The sequence below is a fragment of the Paracoccus sp. SY genome (assembly GCF_002901215.1).
Taxonomy (GTDB): domain Bacteria; phylum Pseudomonadota; class Alphaproteobacteria; order Rhodobacterales; family Rhodobacteraceae; genus Paracoccus; species Paracoccus acridae.
Genome location: NZ_NWMQ01000004.1, coordinates 1 through 19,656 on the forward strand (window position 1 = coordinate 1; position 19,656 = coordinate 19,656).

The 19,656-nt window shown below is 67.7% G+C and carries 20 protein-coding genes; 10 read left to right on the forward strand and 10 right to left on the reverse strand.

The window, feature by feature from the left end; translation table 11 throughout:
- Window positions 1-85: 85 nt before the first annotated feature.
- From CK944_RS04915 to CK944_RS04930, 4 genes are all read right to left on the reverse strand, one after another.
- Window positions 86-709 (reverse strand): sulfite oxidase heme-binding subunit YedZ, encoded by a 624-nt coding sequence (locus CK944_RS04915; RefSeq protein WP_103171938.1) that lies wholly within the window; start codon window positions 707-709, stop codon window positions 86-88.
- Window positions 709-1,605 (reverse strand): protein-methionine-sulfoxide reductase catalytic subunit MsrP, encoded by an 897-nt coding sequence (msrP, locus tag CK944_RS04920; RefSeq protein WP_103171939.1) that lies wholly within the window; start codon window positions 1,603-1,605, stop codon window positions 709-711. The genes CK944_RS04915 and msrP overlap by 1 nt, the downstream gene beginning before the upstream one ends.
- An 87-nt stretch (window positions 1,606-1,692) precedes the next feature.
- Window positions 1,693-3,738, reverse strand: coding sequence for a DNA helicase RecQ (gene recQ, locus CK944_RS04925; protein WP_103171940.1), 2,046 nt, complete (start codon window positions 3,736-3,738; stop codon window positions 1,693-1,695).
- A complete protein-coding gene (locus tag CK944_RS04930) occupies window positions 3,738-4,031 on the reverse strand; it encodes a YggT family protein (RefSeq protein WP_103172122.1) in 294 nt (97 codons plus the stop codon). The genes recQ and CK944_RS04930 overlap by 1 nt, the downstream gene beginning before the upstream one ends.
- A 137-nt stretch (window positions 4,032-4,168) precedes the next feature.
- Between CK944_RS04930 and CK944_RS04935 the strand changes: the two genes are divergently transcribed.
- The 6 genes from CK944_RS04935 (at window position 4,169) to CK944_RS04960 (ending at window position 9,787) form a co-directional block, all read left to right on the forward strand.
- Window positions 4,169-4,729, forward strand: a complete 561-nt coding sequence (locus tag CK944_RS04935) for an acyl-CoA thioesterase (RefSeq protein WP_103171941.1) — start codon at window positions 4,169-4,171, stop codon at window positions 4,727-4,729.
- A gap of 44 nt (window positions 4,730-4,773) precedes the next feature.
- Complete coding sequence (locus CK944_RS04940) at window positions 4,774-6,144, forward strand: MFS transporter (protein WP_103171942.1); 1,371 nt, start codon at window positions 4,774-4,776, stop codon at window positions 6,142-6,144.
- A complete protein-coding gene (gene mepA, locus CK944_RS04945; RefSeq protein ID WP_103171943.1) occupies window positions 6,141-7,004 on the forward strand; it encodes a penicillin-insensitive murein endopeptidase in 864 nt (287 codons plus the stop codon). The genes CK944_RS04940 and mepA overlap by 4 nt, the downstream gene beginning before the upstream one ends.
- A complete protein-coding gene (locus CK944_RS04950; protein ID WP_103171944.1) occupies window positions 6,977-7,870 on the forward strand; it encodes an esterase-like activity of phytase family protein in 894 nt (297 codons plus the stop codon). Before mepA ends, CK944_RS04950 begins: the two co-directional genes overlap by 28 nt.
- Window positions 7,871-7,961: 91 nt before the next feature.
- Window positions 7,962-8,564: a queuosine precursor transporter gene (locus CK944_RS04955; protein ID WP_103171945.1), complete on the forward strand. Its 603-nt coding sequence runs from the start codon at window positions 7,962-7,964 to the stop codon at window positions 8,562-8,564.
- Between the two features lie 320 nt (window positions 8,565-8,884).
- Window positions 8,885-9,787 (forward strand): DMT family transporter, encoded by a 903-nt coding sequence (locus tag CK944_RS04960; RefSeq protein WP_205049006.1) that lies wholly within the window; start codon window positions 8,885-8,887, stop codon window positions 9,785-9,787.
- A 1-nt stretch (window position 9,788) separates the two neighbouring features.
- Here the strand turns inward: CK944_RS04960 and CK944_RS04965 are convergent, their stop codons facing one another.
- Window positions 9,789-10,967, reverse strand: a complete 1,179-nt coding sequence (locus CK944_RS04965) for an acetyl-CoA C-acyltransferase family protein (protein WP_103171946.1) — start codon at window positions 10,965-10,967, stop codon at window positions 9,789-9,791.
- A gap of 121 nt (window positions 10,968-11,088) precedes the next feature.
- Here CK944_RS04965 and CK944_RS04970 point away from each other — a divergent pair, with 121 nt between their 5' ends.
- The 4 genes from CK944_RS04970 to CK944_RS04985 all read left to right on the forward strand — a co-directional run bounded on the left by CK944_RS04970 (window position 11,089) and on the right by CK944_RS04985 (window position 14,039).
- Window positions 11,089-11,448 (forward strand): winged helix-turn-helix domain-containing protein, encoded by a 360-nt coding sequence (locus tag CK944_RS04970; RefSeq protein ID WP_103171947.1) that lies wholly within the window; start codon window positions 11,089-11,091, stop codon window positions 11,446-11,448.
- Window positions 11,445-12,920, forward strand: a complete 1,476-nt coding sequence (gene glpK, locus CK944_RS04975) for a glycerol kinase GlpK (RefSeq protein ID WP_103171948.1) — start codon at window positions 11,445-11,447, stop codon at window positions 12,918-12,920. Before CK944_RS04970 ends, glpK begins: the two co-directional genes overlap by 4 nt.
- Window positions 12,921-12,990: 70 nt before the next feature.
- Window positions 12,991-13,572: a lytic transglycosylase gene (locus tag CK944_RS04980; RefSeq protein ID WP_103171949.1), complete on the forward strand. Its 582-nt coding sequence runs from the start codon at window positions 12,991-12,993 to the stop codon at window positions 13,570-13,572.
- 56 nt (window positions 13,573-13,628) lie between these two features.
- A complete protein-coding gene (locus tag CK944_RS04985; RefSeq protein ID WP_103171950.1) occupies window positions 13,629-14,039 on the forward strand; it encodes a PaaI family thioesterase in 411 nt (136 codons plus the stop codon).
- Window positions 14,040-14,045: 6 nt separating this feature from the next.
- On the opposite strand, the gene CK944_RS04990 is transcribed toward CK944_RS04985, so the two are convergent.
- The 5 genes from CK944_RS04990 to leuS all read right to left on the reverse strand — a co-directional run bounded on the left by CK944_RS04990 (window position 14,046) and on the right by leuS (window position 19,604).
- Window positions 14,046-14,264 (reverse strand): hypothetical protein, encoded by a 219-nt coding sequence (locus CK944_RS04990; protein WP_103171951.1) that lies wholly within the window; start codon window positions 14,262-14,264, stop codon window positions 14,046-14,048.
- A gap of 86 nt (window positions 14,265-14,350) precedes the next feature.
- On the reverse strand, window positions 14,351-15,559 hold the full coding sequence (locus CK944_RS04995) for a TIGR03862 family flavoprotein (RefSeq protein ID WP_103171952.1): 1,209 nt from the start codon (window positions 15,557-15,559) through the stop codon (window positions 14,351-14,353).
- Window positions 15,556-16,581, reverse strand: a complete 1,026-nt coding sequence (gene holA / locus CK944_RS05000) for a DNA polymerase III subunit delta (protein ID WP_103171953.1) — start codon at window positions 16,579-16,581, stop codon at window positions 15,556-15,558. Before holA ends, CK944_RS04995 begins: the two co-directional genes overlap by 4 nt.
- Before the next feature lie 7 nt (window positions 16,582-16,588).
- Window positions 16,589-17,080 carry an LPS assembly lipoprotein LptE gene (lptE, locus tag CK944_RS05005; protein WP_103171954.1) on the reverse strand — a complete coding sequence of 164 codons (492 nt, stop codon included), beginning with the start codon at window positions 17,078-17,080 and terminating at the stop codon, window positions 16,589-16,591.
- Window positions 17,067-19,604, reverse strand: a complete 2,538-nt coding sequence (gene leuS, locus CK944_RS05010; protein ID WP_103172124.1) for a leucine--tRNA ligase — start codon at window positions 19,602-19,604, stop codon at window positions 17,067-17,069. The genes lptE and leuS overlap by 14 nt, the downstream gene beginning before the upstream one ends.
- Between the last annotated feature and the right edge of the window lie 52 nt (window positions 19,605-19,656).

Here is a 19,656-nt window from a genome sequence, read left to right on the forward strand (position 1 = left end):
GAGAGAGAGGGAGGGCAAGAGGGTCAGGCGAAGTTTTTTCGCAGAACGGTCATATTTCATGCAACCATCTGCTTTTAGAGGATAATTATTTCACCGCCGCGGCTTGGCCCCAGCGGATCGGCCGAGGCACGGCGACTCGCAGGCCCAGAAGAACCAGAATCGCCGACAGCCACAGGACCGGCTCCAACGGAAAGGTCTTCAGCGCCCAGATCCAGTGCAGCGTCACGAGGGGGGCTGCGACATAGGCCAGCTTGTGCAGCCTGCGCCACGCCGCCCCGCCCATCCTGCGGATCGAGGCGTTGTTCGAAGTGACCGCAAGCGCCAGAAGCATCAGGAAGGCCGCCATGCCGAAGACGAGGTAGGGCCGCTTGACCACGTCGCGCGCCATCGCCCCCCACAGCAGCGCCATGTCCATCACCACCCAGGACAGCACATGCAGCCCCGCATAGGTGAAGCACAACAACCCGAGGGCACGGCGGAACCGCATGAAGATGATCCCCGTGATGCGCAGGACCGGCGTCACGGCAAGGCTGGCGACCAGGAAGTACAGCGCGGTGCGTCCCAGCCGGTGTTCGATATCGCGGATCGGGTCGATGCCCAGGCCGCCGTTCAGCGTGTCCCAGAGCAGCAGCGCCAGCGGCACCAGCCCACCCAGCCACAGCGCCCAGACCGGGATGCCTCGCAGCCATCCGTTCACGGCGGCCCGCATCAGTAATCCCTTGCCAGATCCATCCCGGCATAAAGCGAGGCGACCTGATCCCCATAGCCGTTGAACATCTGCGTTTCCTCTCGTCCGCCGAACAGGCCCGCGCCGATGCGGCGTTCGGTGGCCTGGGACCAGCGGGGATGGTCAACCTGGGGGTTCACGTTCGCATAGAAGCCGTATTCAGACGGCTGCATCGCCTGCCAGGTCGAGACCGGCTGCTTGTCGGTCAGCGTGATCTTGACGATCGACTTGATCGACTTGAAGCCATACTTCCACGGCACCACCAGCCGGATTGGTGCGCCGTTCTGGTTGGGCAGCACGTCGCCGTAAAGACCGGTCGCCAGGATCGTCAGCGGATGCATCGCCTCGTCGATGCGCAGGCCTTCCTTGTAGGGCCAGTCCAGAAGCGGACGCGACTGGCCGCGCATTTCTTCGGGGCGATAGAGGGTCTCGAAAGCCGCGAATTTCGCGCCGGGCTGCACCCCGGCCTTGTCCAGCACGCCTGCCAGCGGCACGCCGATCCAGGGGATCACCATGGACCAGGCCTCGACGCAGCGCAGGCGATAGATCCGCTCCTCGAGCGCGTTGGCGGGGGCGAGGTCATCGACGCCATAGCTGCCGGGGCGGTCCACCATGCCGCCGATCTCGACCGACCAGGGATCGGTGGTCATGGCGCCCGCGTGACGCGCGGGATCGGTCTTATCCAGGCCGAATTCGTAGAAGTTGTTGTAGTTGGTGATCTCTTCCAGCGTGTTCGGCTTTTCCACGGTGGAATAGGCCGATGGCTTGCCGGTCAGGGCCCAGGCGGGCGCGGCCATCGCCACGGCGCCTGCCGCGATGAAGGTCCGGCGGTTGAGGTAGTCGGCTTTCGGGGTGACGTCGGACCAGCGAAGTTTCATGACTCTCTCCCAAGGATGCCGCATCAGGATAGTGACGCAGAAACGCCCCGGGCAGGGCATCACGTTCACTTTACACTGACACTTCCATCAAGCCGCTGCGATTTCGCGCAGGAAGGCCGCGCCGAAACGGTCCAGGCGCGCCTGATCCAGATGCCGCGCCAGACCGGCCTGATCCAAGGGCCTTGCCTCGGCGATGCGGCGGATCTGGGCGGTGGAACAGGATAGCGGCTTTTCCGTCCCGTCCGGCCCGCGCAGAAGGTCCGCCTGCACCGCAACCAGCCGGTCGAACAGCGCGCCTTCCGGGCGGCCCGCCAGCTTGCGGCGCTGCGGGTGCATGTCGGGCACCTCGCCTGCGATCACCGACAGGAAGTCGCGGCCATAGCTTTCCAGCTTCTTCGCGCCCACCCCGCCGACCTGGGCCATCTGGTCCAAAGTCTGAGGGCGCTTCTCGGCCATCTCGATCAGGGTGCGGTCGGGGAAGATGACATAGGCAGGCACGCGCGCGGCCTCGGCAAGCGCCCGGCGCTTGGCCTTCAGCGCGGACAGCAGCGGCTCGTCCTCCTCGCTGACCTGGGTGCGCAGGACGGTGGCGGGCTTCGACGCGGTGGTGTCCTGGCGCAGGGTCACGCTTTCCTCGCCGCGCAGGACGGGATGGGCGGCCTCGGTCAGGTGCAGGGCGCCGTGGCGTTCGGGATCGGGCCGGCAGAGGTCGCGGCCCATCATCTGCCGGAAGATCGCCTGCCATTGCGCGCGGCTGTGGTCGCGCCCCACGCCGAAGGTCGGCAGGTTGTCATGGCCGCGTTCACGCACCTTTTCGGTGGTATTGCCGGTCAGGATGTCGATCAGATGCGTGGCGCCGAACCATTCGCCGGTCCGAACGATGGCCGACAGCGCCTTGCGTACCGCCTGGGTGGCGTCGAACAGCTTCGGCGGCACCTGGCACAGGTCGCAATTGCCGCAATCCTCGGCCAGATCCTCGCCGAAATAGGCCAGAAGCTTGCGGCGGCGGCAGCCGGTCGCCTCGGCCAGGCCCAGGAGCGCGTTCAGCCGGGCGTGGTCGGCGGCCTTGCGGGCAGGCTCGGCCAGACCCTCGTCGATCTGGGTGCGGCGCAGGCGGATGTCGTCGGGGCCGTAAAGCGTCAGCGTGTCGGCGGGATCGCCGTCGCGGCCGGCGCGGCCGATTTCCTGGTAATAGCCTTCGATGGTCTTGGGCAGGTCGGCGTGCAGCACCCAGCGGATGTCGGGCTTGTCGATGCCCATGCCGAAGGCCACGGTGGCCACGACGATCAGCCCGTCCTCTCGCTGGAAGCGGGCCTCGGCCTCGCGCCGGGCATCGGGATCAAGGCCCGCGTGATAGGCGATGGCGGGGTGGCCCGCCTCGCGCAGCGCCTGGGCCAGGGTCTCGGTCCGGGCGCGGGCGCCGCAATAGACGATGCCGGACTGGCCGCGCCGCGCGGCGACATAGGCCAGCACCTGGCGGCGCGGGCTGTCCTTGGGCTGGAAGGCCAGGCGGATGTTCGGGCGGTCGAAGCCGCGCAGGAAGCTGACCGGTTCCCGCCCGTCGAACAGGCGCGCCACGATCTCGGCCCGCGTTTCCACATCGGCCGTCGCGGTGAAGGCCGCCAGCGGCACGTCCAGCGCGCGCTTCAGGTCGCCGATGCGCAGGTAATCCGGGCGGAAGTCGTGGCCCCACTGGCTGACGCAATGCGCCTCGTCCACGGCGATGGCGGTCACGCCCGCGCGCCGCAGCAGGGACAGCGTCCCGCCCGAGGCCAGCCGTTCCGGCGCCATATACAGGAGTTTCAACTCGCCCCGCGACAGGGCCTGGAAAACCGTGTCCGTTTCCTCGTCCGTGTTGCCGCTGGTCAGCGCGCCTGCCGCCACGCCCGCCTCGCGCAGGGCGCGGACCTGGTCGCGCATCAGCGCGATCAGCGGGGAAATCACCACCGTCACCCCGTCGCGCATCAGCGCGGGCAACTGGAAGCACAGCGACTTGCCGCCGCCCGTGGGCATGATCGCCAGCACGTCGCGGCCCTGGGCCACCGCCTCGACGATCTCTTGCTGGCCGGGGCGGAAGCCGTCGAAGCCCCAGACCTGTCGCAGCAGGTCGCCAGATGGATCAGGGGCGGTCATCAGAACCCGTAGAAGAAGCCCGCGTTGTTCGCCAGGGCGCGCTGCAGGATGATGATGATGATGAACAGGACCAAGGGTGCCAGATCCAGCCCGCCGGTGTTCGGCAGCACGCCCCGGATCGGGCGATAGATGGGTTCCAGAAGACGGTTCAACCCGTCCCACAGTTGCGCGACAAGCGGCTGGCGCAGGTTCAGCACCTGGAAATTGATCAGCCAGGACATGATGATATGGACGATCATCACGAACCACACCACCTGCAGGATCAGTTGCAAGGCCTCGTAAAGCGTTCCCATCACGTCCCTCTTTTCGTGTTCGGGCTTGTTATGGGGATGCGGGCGGTGCTTCGCAAGCAAGTTGCCGCAGCGTTCCCGGTTGACGATCGCGTGGGCCGGGGCCACGCCCATGGCCCAGTCAACCCGAAGGATCCGCGATGTATCCCCTGTTCCGCTTCGCCAAGGAGATGGTCAAGTTCCGCAACGCCCCGAAGCTTGGGGTGACGGGGACGCATGTCTCGACCCATGTCTGCTGGCCCTGGGATCTGGACCCGTGGATCGAACTGAACAACGGCCGCACCCTGACTCTGTTCGACCTGGGCCGCATTCCGATGGCGCAGCGCAGCGGGCTGATCCCGATCCTGCGCGACCGCAAATGGGGCATCACCGTGGCGGGCAGTTCGGTGCGCTATCGCCGCCGGATCCGCGCCTTCGAACGCTTCACGATGATCTCTCGCGTGGTGGGATGGGACAGCCGCTTCATCTACATGGACCAGTCGATGTGGAAGGGCGGCGACTGCTGCAACCAGGTTCTGATCCGTTCGGCCATCACCTCGGCCCAGGGGATCGTTCCCCCGGCCGAGGTGATGGCCGCGCTTGGCGCCCCGCCCGAAAGCCCGCCCCTGCCCGACTGGATCGGCGCCTGGATCGAGGCTGACGGACAGCGGCCCTGGCCGCCCGTGCTTCCCCCTGACGCAAAAGCCCACTTGCCAGCCTGACGCCGCTTCGGCCTTATGGCCGCGAACGGCGCGCGCGAGGGGGGATGGATCGCAAACGGATCTGGGGCTGGTGGTTTTTCGACTGGGCCAGCCAGCCTTTTCATACGCTTCTGCTGACCTTCGTCTTCTCGGTCTATTTCGCCGAGGTCGCGCAGCGCCATTTCCTGCACATCAGCGGCGACCTGCGGGTGGCGGGGGCGCAGGCGCAGGCGCTGTGGGGATATGGGCTTTCCGTCACCGGCATCATCATCGCGATCTGCGCGCCGGTCCTGGGGGCCATCGCCGACACCTCGGGGCGGCGGATGCCCTGGATCTGGGTCTTCTCGGTCCTTTATGTCGCAGGCTCCGCCGGGCTGTGGTTCCTGATGCCGCAGCAACCGGCCCTGGTGCAGGCGGTGGTGCTGTTCGGCATCGGCCTGATCGGGGTCGAATTCGCGACGATCTTCACCAACGCCCTTCTGCCGGGCCTCGCCCCGCGGGATGAGATCGGACGCCTGTCGGGATCGGGCTATGCCTTCGGATATCTGGGGGGCGTGCTGTCGCTGGCCGTGATGCTGGCGCTGTTTCAGGAAACGCCGGGCGGCAGGACGCTGATCGGGATCAACCCGCTGTTCGGCCTGGACCCCGCGCAACGCGAGGGAACCCGCTTTGTCGGTCCCTTCGTCGCGATCTGGTATGCCCTGTTCATGATCCCCTTCTTCCTGTGGGTCCGCGAACCGCGCGGGCCGCGACAGCCGGTCCGCATCGGCGCCGCGATGGCGGATTTATGGACGCTGATCCGCAGCCTGCGCCACCGCCACAGCCTGGCGGCCTGGCTGGCATCGTCGATGCTGTCGCGCGATGCGCTGAACGCGCTTTACGGCTTTGGCGGGGTTTATGCGGCGACCGTGCTGGGCTGGCCCGTGTTCCTGGCAGGCGTCTTCGGCGTGGTCAGCGCCATCGCGGCGGCCATCGTCAGCTGGGCGGGCGGGCGCGCGGACCGTGCCTGGGGTCCCAAGCCCGTCATCATCGGCACCATCCTGATCCTGACCGGCGTCTGCATCGTGGTGGTCGGCATGGACCGCCAGACCCTGTTCGGCCTGGCGGTGCCCTCGAACCCTGTCTTCGGGCGATTCTATGTCCCGGATCTGGTCTTCTTCGGATGCGGCGCGCTGATCGGCGGCGCGGGCGGCGCGCTGCAGGCCGCCAGCCGCACGATGATGGTCCGCCACACGACCGAGGCACGCGCGACCGAAGGCTTCGGCCTTTACGCCCTGTCCGGCAAGGCCACCGCCTTCCTGGCGCCCCTGCTGATCGCCGTGGTCACCGACATCAGCGGGAACCAGCGTCTGGGCATCTCTCCGCTGATCGTGCTGTTTATCCTGTCGCTTGTTCTGCTAGTCTGGGTCAAACCCGAGGGAGAGGTAGAGCAGTGATCCGCAAGTTCCTGACCGCCGCCGCCATCGTGGCCGGCCTTGTCATGCCCGCATCGGCCGACCCGCTGGCCAAGGACGTCTTCGGCAGCTTCCGCAGCGCCTCGCAGGGGCCGGCCGTGTCGATCGGCTTCTATTCCAAGGGCTGCGGGCAGGGATTCGTGCAACTGCCCGAAAGCGGGCCAAGCTGGCAGGCCATGCGCCTGTCGCGCAATCGCAACTGGGGCCACCCTGACCTGGTGAATTTCCTGATCGGCCTGTCGCAGGCCGCCCAGCAGGCAGGCTGGCGCGGGCTTTACATCGGCGACATGAGCCAGCCGCGCGGCGGGCCGATGACATCGGGACACGCCAGCCACCAGCTGGGGCTGGACGCCGATATCTGGATGCTGCCGCCCTCGTCGCTGAACCTGTCGCCCGCGCAGCGCGAAAGCATCTCGTCGGTGTCCATCACCGACCGGCGGGGCGTGGGCCTGACGAATGTCTGGAACGGCGGGCACATGTCGATCATGCGGGCCGCCGCCCGCGACCCGCGCGTGGAACGCATTTTCGTCGATCCGGTCGCCAAGGTCGCCATGTGCCAGATGGAGCGCGGAGACCGCAGTTGGCTGCGCAAGGTCCGCCCGATCAACGCCCATAACTATCACTTCCACGTCCGGATGGCCTGCCCGCGCGGGTCGATCTGCGACCGCCAGGATCCGCCCCCGCCGGGCGACGGTTGCGCCGAGGCCGCCGAATGGATCAAGAACCGCATCGACCCCAGCCGGGTCCAGCCGACGCCGCCCGATCCGGACTATCGCCATCCCCGGACCTTCCGTCTTTCCGAATTGCCCAGCCAATGCCGAACCGTCGCCGGCGCGCCCTAGGCGGGCTGTTATCGCTGTTGCTGATCGCGGCCGGCGCCCCTGCGCCGGCCGCGTCGCTGGAATATGTCGGCACCTTCGTCTGGACCGGCGACGACGACCGTTTCGGCGGCTTTTCGGGGATCGAGATCAGCCCCGACGGCACGGGCTTTCACGCCCTGACCGACCGCGCCCATCTCTACTGGGGCAGCATCGACCGCGATTCGCAGGGCGTGATCCGCGCCATGAACATCGGCGGGCGGGCGCATCTGAAGGATCGCCAGGGCGTTCCCCTCCAGCCCGGCTATCACGGCGACAGCGAGGGGCTGGCCATCGGCGAAGACGGCCGGATCTGGATCAGCTTCGAAGGGCTGAACCGCATCGCGCTTTACGAAGACCCCGATGCGGTGCCCAGCCGCAGGCGCCTGCCGCCCGAACTGCCCTGGATGCGGCTCAATTCCGGGATGGAGGCCATCGCGATCCGCGGCGACACGGTTTTCGCCGTGCCCGAGCGATCCGGACAGGAAGGCGATCCCTTCCCGATCCTGACCTTCCGCGACAACCAGTGGGGCCAGGCCGGGGAAATCCGGCGCGACCCGCGCTGGCTTGCGGTCGGGGCCGATTTCGGGCCGGACGGCTGGTTCTATCTTCTGGAACGCGACTTTCGCGGCATCCTGGGATTCGCCTCGCGCGTGCGGCGGATGCAATTGACCGACGACGGCCCCGTGTACGAGGAAATCCTGCTGACCACCCGCGCCCTGCAATACGACAACCTGGAAGGGCTGGCGGTCTGGCACGATGGGCAGGGGATCCGGCTGACCATGATCTCGGACGACAATTTCCTGGCCTTGCAGCGCACCGAACTGGTCGAATACCGGCTGCGCGATTGACAAGCCCCCAAAGCTGCGCCTAAGGCCCGCGCTGTCCCGCAAGGCGCGGGGCCGAGTTGTTCCGCGACCTTGTAAAACGGAAAAAGCATAAATGACCCGCTATCTGCCCGGCATCCTTGCCATGGCCATCATCGTCGTGGCCTCGAACATCCTTGTGCAATTCACGGTAGGCCTCTGGCTGACCTGGGGTGCCTTCACCTATCCCTTCGCCTTCCTTGTCACCGAGGTGATGAACCGCGTCTATGGTCCCGCCGCCGCCCGCCGGGTGGTGCTGACGGGTTTCGTGGTCGGCGTGCTGTGTTCGGTCGTGGCCGCCGGCCTGGACAAGACCACGCTGCGAATCGCGGTGGCGTCCGGCGCGGCCTTCCTGGTCGCGCAGCTTGTGGACATCGTCGTCTTCAACCTGTTGCGCAAACGCCGCTGGTGGGTCGCGCCGCTGACCTCGTCATCGGTCGGGTCGGTCCTGGACACCGCCATCTTCTTCACGGTCGCCTTTACCGCGGCCCTGCCCCATGACGCCAATACCGGCTGGGCGAACGAGGCCGTTCCGCTTCTTGGTCAGGGGCCGGTCACCGCCCTGTGGGTTTCCTTGGCAACTGCCGACTGGATGGTCAAGATGGGCCTGGCCATACTGACCCTTGTGCCCTTCCGCATCATCGTGCGCAATTTGTTGCGAAGTGAACGAACAATCTGATTGACTCGCCCCCGATCTGTGGCAGGCTTTCCTTATACGGCAACCAATTGAAAGGAGGTGGTCCAGTGTCGAGAGTGATATTGGAGAGAGGTGTCGGAACAGTCAGGGGGGCCGTGGCCTGAGGGCAGCCCCAAGGGTCGTAAACCCTGGTTGGGACCGGATGCTTACCCATCCCTAACCGGACCATCTCCGTGGATCTCGCGGGCCGCCTTGATCTGGGGCGGCCCGTTCCTTTTGATGACCTCCTGCCGCCTCGGCTTGCCTTGGCGGTGCCGATGGGGGACTGCTTGGCCGGTTCGCCGCAGACAAGGTCCCTCCCCATGCCCCATCGCCATTCCCGCCTCGGGCCTGCCTACAACCTGCGGGGCGCCGTCTTCATGGTGCTGTCCATGGCCGGTTTCGCCGTCGAGGATTCGCTGCTGAAGCTTGCGGCCGTCAGCCTGCCGCCGGGGCAGGTGCTGATCACCTTCGGCATCCTGGGCACGGCAACCTTTGCCGCCCTGTCGGTCCTGGCGGGAGAGCCGCCCGTCACCCGCGCCATGCTGGGCCGCGCCATGGTGCTGCGGTCGCTGTCCGAGGTGACGGGCCGGCTGTTCTACATGCTGGCCATCGCGCTGACGCCGCTGTCCACGGCCTCGGCCATCCTGCAGGCGACGCCGCTGGTGGTGATGGTGGGCGCGGCGATGCTGTTCGGGGAACGGATCGGGCCCCGTCGCTGGCTGGCCGTTGCATTGGGTTTCGGGGGCGTGCTGCTGATCCTGCGGCCGGGGACCGACGGCTTCGGGCCGCTGTCGCTGCTGGCGATCATGGCGATGCTGGGCTTTGCCGGGCGGGACCTCGCGACCCGCGCCGCGCCCGTGTCGCTGTCCTTCCGGCAACTGGGCGTCGCCGGCTTTTCCATGCTGATCGTGGCCGGGCTGATCGTCCTGCCTTTCGGCGGCCCGCCGGTCGCGCCGGATGCCGCCACCTGGGCGGGCCTTGCGGCGGCCTCCGTCACGGGGGTCTGCGCCTATACCTTCCTGACGGTGGCGATGCGGACGGGCCAGGTCGGCGCGGTGACGCCCTTCCGCTATACCCGGCTGATCTTCGCGATGGTGGCAGGGATCGCGCTGTTCGGCGAAAACCCCGACCGCTGGACGATCATCGGCAGCGCCGTGATCATCCTGGCCGGGATCGCCGCCCTGCGCCTGTCGCGGCAACCCGCGACAGTGCAGCCGGCCTAGGTCACATCAATTCGATCGCAAGGGCGATCCCCTGGCCGCCGCCGATGCACATGGTCACCAGCCCGCGCTTGCCGCCGATGCGCTCCAGTTCATACAGCGCCTTGACGGTGATGATCGCGCCGGTCGCGCCGACCGGATGGCCCAGCGCGATGGCGCCGCCGTTGGGATTGACCTTCGCGGGGTCCAGCCCAAGCCCCTTGTTCACCGCAAGCGCCTGGGCCGCGAAGGCCTCGTTCGATTCGATCACGTCGAAGTCGCCCGCCGACAGGCCGGTCCTTTCCAGCAGCTTCTGCACCGCCGGGATCGGGCCGATGCCCATCACCTCGGGCCGCACGCCCGCCACGGCCCAGCCCAGGATCCGCGCGCGGGGCGTCAGGCCCGCCGCCTGCGCCGCATCCGCCCGCGCCAGCACCAGGGCCGCCGCGCCGTCGTTGATGCCGCTGGCATTGCCTGCCGTGACGCTGCCATCCTTCTTGAAGACCGCCTTCAGCCCCGCCAGCTTGTCCAGGCTGGTTTCCTTGGGATGTTCGTCCGTGTCGAAGGTGACCGGCCCCTTGCGGCCCTTCACCTCGACCGGAACGATCTGGTCGCGGAAATGCCCGGCCGCAATGGCCGCCGCCGCGCGGCGCTGCGATTCCATCGCGAATTCGTCCTGCGCCTGCCTGCCGATGTCATGTTCGGCTGCGACGTTTTCCGCCGTGACGCCCATGTGGCCGGTTCCCATCGGGCAGGTCAGCGCGCCGGTCATCATGTCCATCATCTTCTGGTCGCCCATCTTCGCCCCGAACCGGGCCGAGCTGACGGCATAGGGCGAACGGCTCATGCTTTCGGCGCCGCCCGCCACGGCGAAATCGGCATCCCCCAGCATCAGCGCCTGCGCGGCCGACACGATGGCCTGCGCGCCTGACCCGCAAAGCCGGTTCACGTTCATCGCGGGCGTGGTGTCGGGAATGCCCGCATCCAGCATCGCCACGCGCGACAGGTACATGTCGCGGGGTTCGGTGTTGATGACATGGCCGAAGACCACCTGCCCGATCTTCTCGGGGGCGACGCCCGCCCGTTCCATCGCGGCGCGGGTCACGGTGGCGGCAAGCTGGATCGGCGGAATGGCGGCCAGGCTGCCGCCGAAGGTGCCGATCGCGGTGCGCGCGCCGGACAGGATGACGATATCGGTGGACATGACGAACCCTTCCCCTTGGTTGCCCGGCCAGCATAGGCCCGGCCCGCCCCTCTGGCCAAGCGCGCCGTGGCGTCGCGCGGATGCTGCGGCTAACCTGCTGCAAAGACAGGAACCGAATCGGATGGACAGGGACGGACCCCGGATCAAGCTGCGGCTGGAATACGACGCGCCGCTGGTGCTGGGTCCGGGCAAGGCGCAGCTTCTGCGGCTGATCGGGCAGCATGGCTCGATCTCGGCCGCCGGGCGGCAGATGGGGATGAGCTACAAGCGCGCTTGGTCCCTGGTCGAGGAAATGAACGCGGCCTTTGTCGCGCCCCTGGTGGACAGCAGCCGAGGCGGGGCGGGCGGCGGCGGCGCGACGGTCACGCCCACCGGCCTTGCGGTGCTGCGCCACTACGAATCGCTGGAACGGCTGCTGACCGACAAGGGCGCGGCGGACCTGGCCGCCATCGGCGCCCTGATGAAAACGGAGGAACCATGACGATACTGGCGATGGATCAGGGGACGACCTCGTCCCGCGCGCTTGTCTTTCGCGACGACCTGACGGTGCAGGCCACGGCCCAGCACGAATTCCCGCAGCATTTCCCGCGCTCGGGCTGGGTGGAACACGAACCGGGCGACATCTGGACCAGCAGCGCCGGAACCGCCCGCGCCGCCATCGAAAAGGCCGGCGCCCCCCGCATCGACGCCATCGGCATCACCAATCAGCGCGAGACGGTGGTGATCTGGGACCGCAACACCGGCGAGCCGATCCACCGCGCCATCGTCTGGCAGGACCGCCGCACCGCCGAGATCTGCGACCGACTGCGCGACGAAGGGGTCGAGGATCAGGTGACCGACACCACGGGCCTGCTGCTGGACCCCTATTTCAGCGCCACCAAGATCGGCTGGCTGCTGGATCATGTGGACGGCGCGCGGGACCGTGCGCGGGCAGGCGAACTGGCCTTCGGCACCATCGACAGCTTCCTGATCTGGAAGCTGACCGGCGGGCGGTCGCATGTGACGGATGCCACCAATGCCAGCCGCACCCTGCTCTACGACATCCGCAAGGGCGAATGGTCGGACGACATGTGCCGCCTGTTCGGCGTGCCCCGCGAACTGCTGCCCGAGGTCAGGGACAGCGCCGACGATTTCGGCACCACCCGCGCGGATCTGTTCGGGCGGGAAATCCCGATCCTGGGCGTGGCGGGCGACCAGCAGGCCGCGACCGTGGGCCAGGCCTGCTTCCAGCCGGGCATGATGAAATCCACCTATGGCACCGGCTGCTTCGCGCTGCTGAACACGGGCGACCAGGCGGTGCGGTCGCAGAACCGGCTGCTGACCACCATTGCCTACAGGTTGGACGGCAAGACTACCTATGCCCTGGAAGGGTCGATCTTCATCGCAGGCGCCGTGGTGCAATGGCTGCGCGACGGGCTGAAGCTGATCCGAGAGGCGAAGGAAACCCAGGCCTTGTCCGAACAGGCCGATGACAGCCAGCAGGTCATCATGGTCCCTGCCTTCACCGGCCTTGGCGCCCCCCATTGGTCGCCCAATGCCCGGGGCGCGGTCTTCGGCCTGACCCGCAACACCGGCCCCGCCGAATTCGCCCGCGCCGCGCTGGAAAGCGTGGGCTTCCAGACCCGCGACCTGCTGGAGGCCATGCGGGCCGATTGGCCGCAGGCGGGCGATGCGGTGCTGCGCGTGGATGGTGGCATGACCGCCAGCGAACCGGCGATGCAGTTCCTGTCCGACATCCTGGGCGCCCCCGTGGACCGGCCGAAGAACACGGAAACGACGTCCCAGGGCGCGGCCTGGCTGGCAGGCTATCGCGCCGGTCTTTGTCCCGCGCCCGACGAATATGCCCGCGCCTGGCAGCTTGACCGGCGCTTCGAACCCGCGATGTCCGACAAGGATCGCGACCGGCGCTATTCCGCTTGGCAAAGGGCGGTGCAGGCGGTCCTGGCGGTGTGATCTTCCGGCTTTGTGATTTCACCCGGCCGTGATTTTCCGTAAGATCGCCCGAAAACGACAAGAGGGCAGGATGAGCAGGCTTCTGAAACTCGCGATTGTCGGGCTGGTCGCGTCATGCGGCGGCGGCAATTATTCCGCACCCCGGCAACTGGACAACGCCTGCGCCATCGTGGCGGAACGACCGGCCTATTACCGGGCGATGAAGGCGTCGGAGCGCAAGTGGGGCATCCCGATCCATGTGCAGATGGCCGCGATCCACCAGGAATCGAAGTTCATCGGCGATGCGCGCACCCCCCATCAATACGCGCTTGGGGTGATCCCCATCGGCCGCCAGTCCAGCGCCTATGGCTATTCCCAGGCGCTCGACGGCACATGGGAGGAATACCAGAAGGAAACCGGCAACCGCCGCGCCAAGCGCGACAACATCCGTCATGCGACGGATTTCATGGGCTGGTACATGCACAATTCCTCGCGCCGCCTGGGCATCTCGAAATGGGACGCGACGGGGCAATACCTGGCCTATCACGAAGGCCGGTCGGGATTCGCGCGCCAGTCCTATCTGGGCAAGCCCTGGCTGGTGCGGGTCGCCAACCAGGTCGGCCAGCGGGCGCAGATGTATCGCGCGCAACTGGTGTCCTGCCGCAAGGCATGACGCTTGCCCTTGCCCCCCTGCCTGGTTGATATGGCCGGGCAGCGGAAGGACATCCCATGGACGAACACATCAGGCGCGAGGCCGACGACCAACCCGAATTCGCCATCCATATCGGCGCCCGGCTGGTCAGCGCCACGCCTGAACGGGTCGAATTCGAAATGCCGGTCACCCAGGCCCTGGCCAACCGCAACGGCGTGCTGCATGGCGGCGCCATCATGGGCCTGGCCGACAATGCCGGCGGCACCGGCACCTTCCTGAACCTGCCCCAAGGCAAGACCACCACGACGCTGGAAAGCAAGACCAACTTCCTGCGCCCGATCCGCCTGGGCGACGTGGCCCGCGCGGTCAGCCTGCCCCTGCATATCGGGCGAACCACGCAGATCTGGCAGACCACGATCACCCGCGGCGACGGCAAGGCCGCAGCCATCGTCACGCAGACGCAGGTAGTGATCGACTGGAAGGACTAGGCCCGGTCAGATCCAGGAGGTGTCGCGGAACACATGCCCCACGATCCGGTCGCGCGTCAGCCCCATGCCAGCCAGTTCGGCCTCGGTCCTTGCCTCCAGCGCCTCGATCTGCGCGGATCGCGCCCGCGCTTCAAGGCAGGCACTCACGCCTTGGTCACCGCGATTGAAGAAGGCGTCGATGCGGTCGCGCGTCTCGGGTGCGAAATGGGTGATCGTATAGGCCACTGGAAACCCTTTCCATGGCAACGCGTGGCTTCCTCCCCTCCGGCCAGCATGGATCAGGCGCCCTTGGCCATCCATCGCCCGAGGGGTCAACCTGCCGACATCGCGGCCAGCCGCGCAGCCGCTGCCCGCCCGGCATGCAGCCCGCTGCCCAGACAGGCGGTCAGAAGATAACCGCCGGTCGGCGCCTCCCAGTCCAGCATCTCTCCGGCGACGAAAACACCCGGCATCGCCCGCAGTTCCTGCGCCCCGGTCAGCGAATCCCAGGTCACACCCCCGGCCGAGGAGATCGCCGTCTCGATCCTCATCGGTCCCTGGTGGCGCAGGGGCAGCGCCTTCGCCAATGCCGCCCAGCCTGGCGCATCCACGGGCAGCGGCCTGCCCCATTCCAGCAGCAAGGCCACCTTGACCGGATCGTCCAACACGCGGCGCAGCCAATTGCCAAGCGACAGCTTGTCCTTGGGCCTTGCGAATCGTCCCGCCAGGGCGCTGCAATCCAGGTCCGGCGCCAGATCGACATGACCTGCCGCGCCATCCCGCAGCGGGGCCGAGATCTCGTAAACCCCGCCGCCCTCGATCCCGTGGCGGCCGATGATCCATTCGCCCCGGCTGGTCAGATCCCCCGCCCGCAACGCGGTGCCCTTGACCGCCATTCCGAAGTGCCGGGACATCTGCGCCGACCATGCCACGCGAAACCCCATATTCGCAGGTCGGAACGGCGCGACGCCAACGCCCACGCCTTCAAGCCACGGAACCCAGGCCGCGTCCGATCCCAGGCGCGGCCAGCTTGCCCCGCCAAGCGCAAGAACCGTGACGGCTGGCCGGATCTCGCGCGGTCCTTCGGGGGTCTCGAACCGGAATCCCTCGCCGGTCCACCGCCAGCGGGTCCGCAACTCGACCCCTCCCCCGCGCAACCGCGACAGCCAGGCCCGCAGCAGCGGAGAGGCCTTCATGCCCACCGGAAACACCCGCCCCGTCGATCCCGTGAACAACTCGATCCCCAGGCCCCGCGCCCAGGCCATGACCTCGGCAGGACCAAAGGCCGCTTCTCTGTTGCCCAAATACCCCGGGGTCCGGGGCAGCGCCCCGGTCCCAAGGCTGAACCTTTGCGCAAAGGCCTCAAACGGCTCGTCCTTGGTCAGGTTCAACCCCGACTTGCCCGCCATCAGGAACTTGCGCGCAGGCGTGGGCATCGCCTCGGCCACCACGACCCTGCGCCCCGGCGCCATCAGCGCCTCGGCCGCCATCAGCCCGGCCGGGCCTGCGCCGATGACCAGCGCATCGACGGCCTCGCTCACCGCCGTCCCCGCGTCATCGCCAGGCGGATCAGCGCGCGCTCGACCAGCGCCATCTGCGGCGCGCGGGTAGAACTGCGCAGGCTCAGGTCGCAATCCAGCAGCGCGCGGACGGCTTCCTCCAGCGGGCCCATGCCCCAGGCCTGCGCCTGCCGCGCCATGCGGTCGCGCCGGGGACCGAAGACCGGCGGGCGCATCCGCGACAGGGCCGCGCCCGGCCCGGCGGGATCGGCGGCAGCCAGGTGGAGGGCGCGGAAATGGCGCAGCGCGGCAATGCACAGCGTGACGGGGTTCACCCCCTGCCCCTCGATCCGGCGCATCATGGCGCCGAACTCGGCTTCGCGGCGCTCGGCCACGATGTGGATCAACTCGTCCAGGTCGGCCTCGATCGTGGCAGGGGCCATCAGCGCGATCTCGTCGCCGGTCAGGGGCGTGTCGTCGCCGTGCTTGTAAAGGCCGATCTTCTCGATCGTCTGGCGCAGGTCGCCCGGATCCAGAGCGCGGGCCAGGACCATCATCTCGCGCATCGCGAGCGGCGGGACCTGGCGCAGCCCGGCCTCGGCCAGCCAGCGGGCAACCTCGTCCTCGCCCGGCGGGTCGTCATAGATGGGCGCGGTCACGGCGCTCGGATGCGGCTCGAACAGCTTGCGCAGCGCGGATGCCTTGCCCAAGGCACCCGCCGTCACCACCATCGCCGCATCGCCCGGCCGCCAGTCCGCCAGCGCGGCACGGATGGCATCGGCCGCCGTGTCGGGCGCATCCTCGACCAGCACGACCCGCTGACCGGGAAAGAAGCCGACCTCCTTGACCGCGTCCAGCAATTGCGCGGGATCCTTGCGCAGCCCCACGCCGGGCAAGCGGGTCAGGCGCATCTCCTCGTCGGCCTTTTCGCCCACCAGGGCCTTCACGGCCTCGGCCCGCTTCATCGCGACGCGCATGGCGTCCTGGCCATAGATCAGCAGGGCCGGGCGCGAGGGATCGGGCCGCGCCAGATAGCGCGCGATTTCCGCGCCCTTGAGAATCATGGCAGGATCATCCGGGCAGTTGGCTTGACGCCGCCAGCAGCCGGGTGACGACCTGATCGGCCAGCATCTCGGCCAGGCGGGTCCGGGCATCGCCCTCGGCGGCCAGCGTGGCGATGGTGGTGCCGGTGGTCGAATAGGAGGTGAAGTTGCTGACCCGCCCCTGCGCCAGCACCCGGCCCGCCCGGTCGGTCAGCACGAAATCGGCGGTGCCGTTCAGGGAATAGCGGTTCGTGACCTCGTCCGTGGTGATCGCCTGGGGCACGACGCCCACATTGATGCGATAGTCCAGATCGTAATCCGTCCCCTCGCCGCCCAGGCGTTCGCCAAGTCGGCGGTTGAAGGCGAAATCCTGATAGGTCTGGGGATCGCGCGGGCGGACCTTGCCGAACAGCCGCCGGCCCGCGCCGTTAGGGCCATAGACCGGCGTCAGCCCGCAAGCCCCCAGCGCCAGCAGCCCCAGAAGGGCCGCCCGGCGGGAAAGGCGGTCAGGCGACCACATTGACGATCCGCCCGGGCACGACGATCAGCTTCCGGGGGGCCGCGCCTTCCAGGAAACGCTGCACGGTCTCGTCCGCCAGCACCAGGGCCTCGATCTGGTCCTTGGGCATGTCCTTGGCCACGCTGATCTCCGCCCGGCGCTTGCCGTTGATCTGGATGGGCAGGGTGACGGTGTCATCCTCCAGCATCGCCGGATCCGCCTTGGGCCAGGGCGCATCGACCAGAAGGCCCTGCCCGCCCGCCATGGACCAGACATCCTCGGCCAGGTGCGGCACCATCGGCCCCATCAGCTGCGCCATGATCCGCAGCACCGCCCGGCGCGATTCGCCGCCCGCCTTCGACTTGCCCACGGCATTCGCCAGTTCATAGATCTTGGCGACCGCCTTGTTGAAGGCAAAGCCCTCGATGGCCTTGGTGACATCATTGATCGCGCGATGCGCCGCGCGGGTCAGGTCGGGATCGTCGGCGTCCTCGCCCGCTTCCTCGGCCAGGCGCCAGACGCGGGCCAGGAACTTGTTCGCGGCCTCGGCCCCGGCCGAGGTCCATTCCACGTCGCGTTCGGGCGGGCTGTCGGACAGCATGAACCAGCGCGCGGTATCGGCGCCGAAGGACTGCACGATATTGACCGGATCGACGACGTTCTTCTTGGATTTGGACATCTTGGCCGAGGGGATAACCTCGACCTCGGTGCCGTCGGCCAGCCTGCCGTCGGTCACGTCCTCGGGCAGGTGATAGACCGGGCGGCCCCGGTCGTCGGTGGTCTTGTAGATCTCGTGCGTGACCATGCCCTGTGTGAACAGCGCATCGAAGGGTTCCTTGGCGCTTTCCGGCAGATGCCCGGTCTTGACCATCGCCCGGGCGAAGAACCGCGAATAAAGCAGGTGCAGGATCGCGTGTTCGATCCCGCCGATATACTGGTCCACGTTCATCCAGTAGTCGGCATCGGCCCGGTCGGTGGGCGTTGCCGCATGGGGGCTGGTGAAGCGCGCGTAATACCAGGACGAATCGACGAATGTGTCCATCGTGTCCGTCTCGCGCCGCGCCGCGCCGCCGCATTGGGGGCAGGTCGCCTGCCGCCAGGTCGGGTGGCGGTCCAGCGGGTTGCCCGGCACGTCGAAGGTCACGTCCTGGGGCAGCAGGACAGGCAGGTTTTCCTTGGCCTCGGGGACGGTGCCGCAGGTGTCGCAATGCAGGACCGGGATCGGGCAACCCCAATAGCGCTGGCGCGAGATGCCCCAGTCGCGCAGGCGGAACTTGGTCACCCCCTCGCCATAGCCATTGGCCTCGGCATGGGCGATGGCGGCGTCCACGGCGGCCTCTCCGGTCTGGTCCGCCGCGCCGCTGAAGCCGCGCACATAGGTCACGGTCTCGGATTTCAGCGGCACATAGGGCGCCTTGGCGACCATGGCATCGGCCTGGTCCAGCGACATGCCGCGTTCGCCAAAGGTCGCGCGGATCGGCAGCCCGTATTTCGTGGCGAATTCGTGGTCGCGTTCGTCATGGGCGGGGCTGCCGAAGATCGCCCCGGTGCCATAGTCCATCAGCACGAAGTTCGCGATCCAGATCGGCAGGTGCCAGCCTTCGTCCAGCGGATGCTTCACGGTCAGGCCCGTGTCGAAGCCCAGCTTGGGCGCGGTCTCGATGGCTTCCTCGGTCGTGCCGATGCGGCGGCATTCCTCGACAAAGGCGGCGACCCTGGGATCGGCGGCGGCCAGATCCTTGACCAGCGGGTGATCGGGCGACAGCGCCACGAAGCTTGCGCCCATCAGCGTGTCGGGTCGGGTGGTATAGACCTCGATCGCGGCGAATTCCTCGGGGGCGTCCACGGTTTCGAACCGGAACTGCAGCCCGCGCGACTTGCCGATCCAGTTCGACTGCATCAGCCGCACCTTCTCGGGCCAGCCGGTCAGCCCGTCCAGCGCGGCCAGCAATTCCTCAGAATAATCCGAGATCTTGAAGAACCATTGCGTCAGTTCGCGCCGTTCGACCGGGGCGCCGGACCGCCAGCCCTTGCCGTCGATGACCTGTTCGTTAGCAAGCACGGTCATGTCCACCGGATCCCAGTTCACCTGGGCCGACTTGCGGGTGATCAGCCCCGCCTCCAGCATGTCCAGGAACATCGCCTGCTGCTGGTGGACGTAAGCGTCGTCGCAAGTCGCGAATTCGCGGGACCAATCGATGGACAGACCCAGCGGCTTCAACTGGTCGCGCATGGTGGCGATATTGGCATAGGTCCAGTCGCGCGGATGGCCGCCCTGTTCCATCGCCGCGTTCTCGGCCGGCATCCCGAAGGCATCCCAGCCCATCGGGTGTAGGACGCTGAACCCCTGCGCGCGCTTGAAGCGGGCCACCACGTCGCCCATCGTGTAGTTGCGCACATGGCCCATGTGGATGCGCCCCGAAGGATAGGGGAACATCTCCAGCACGTAATACTTGGGGCGGCTGTCGCGCGTGGCGGTGAAGCTGCCGGCCTTGGCCCAGGCGGCCTGCCACCGGGATTCGCTGCTGGAGGGATCATAGGGCATCGTGCGGACCTTCGTCATTCGTCGCGCCGGGTTTATACGGCGCGCCATGGCG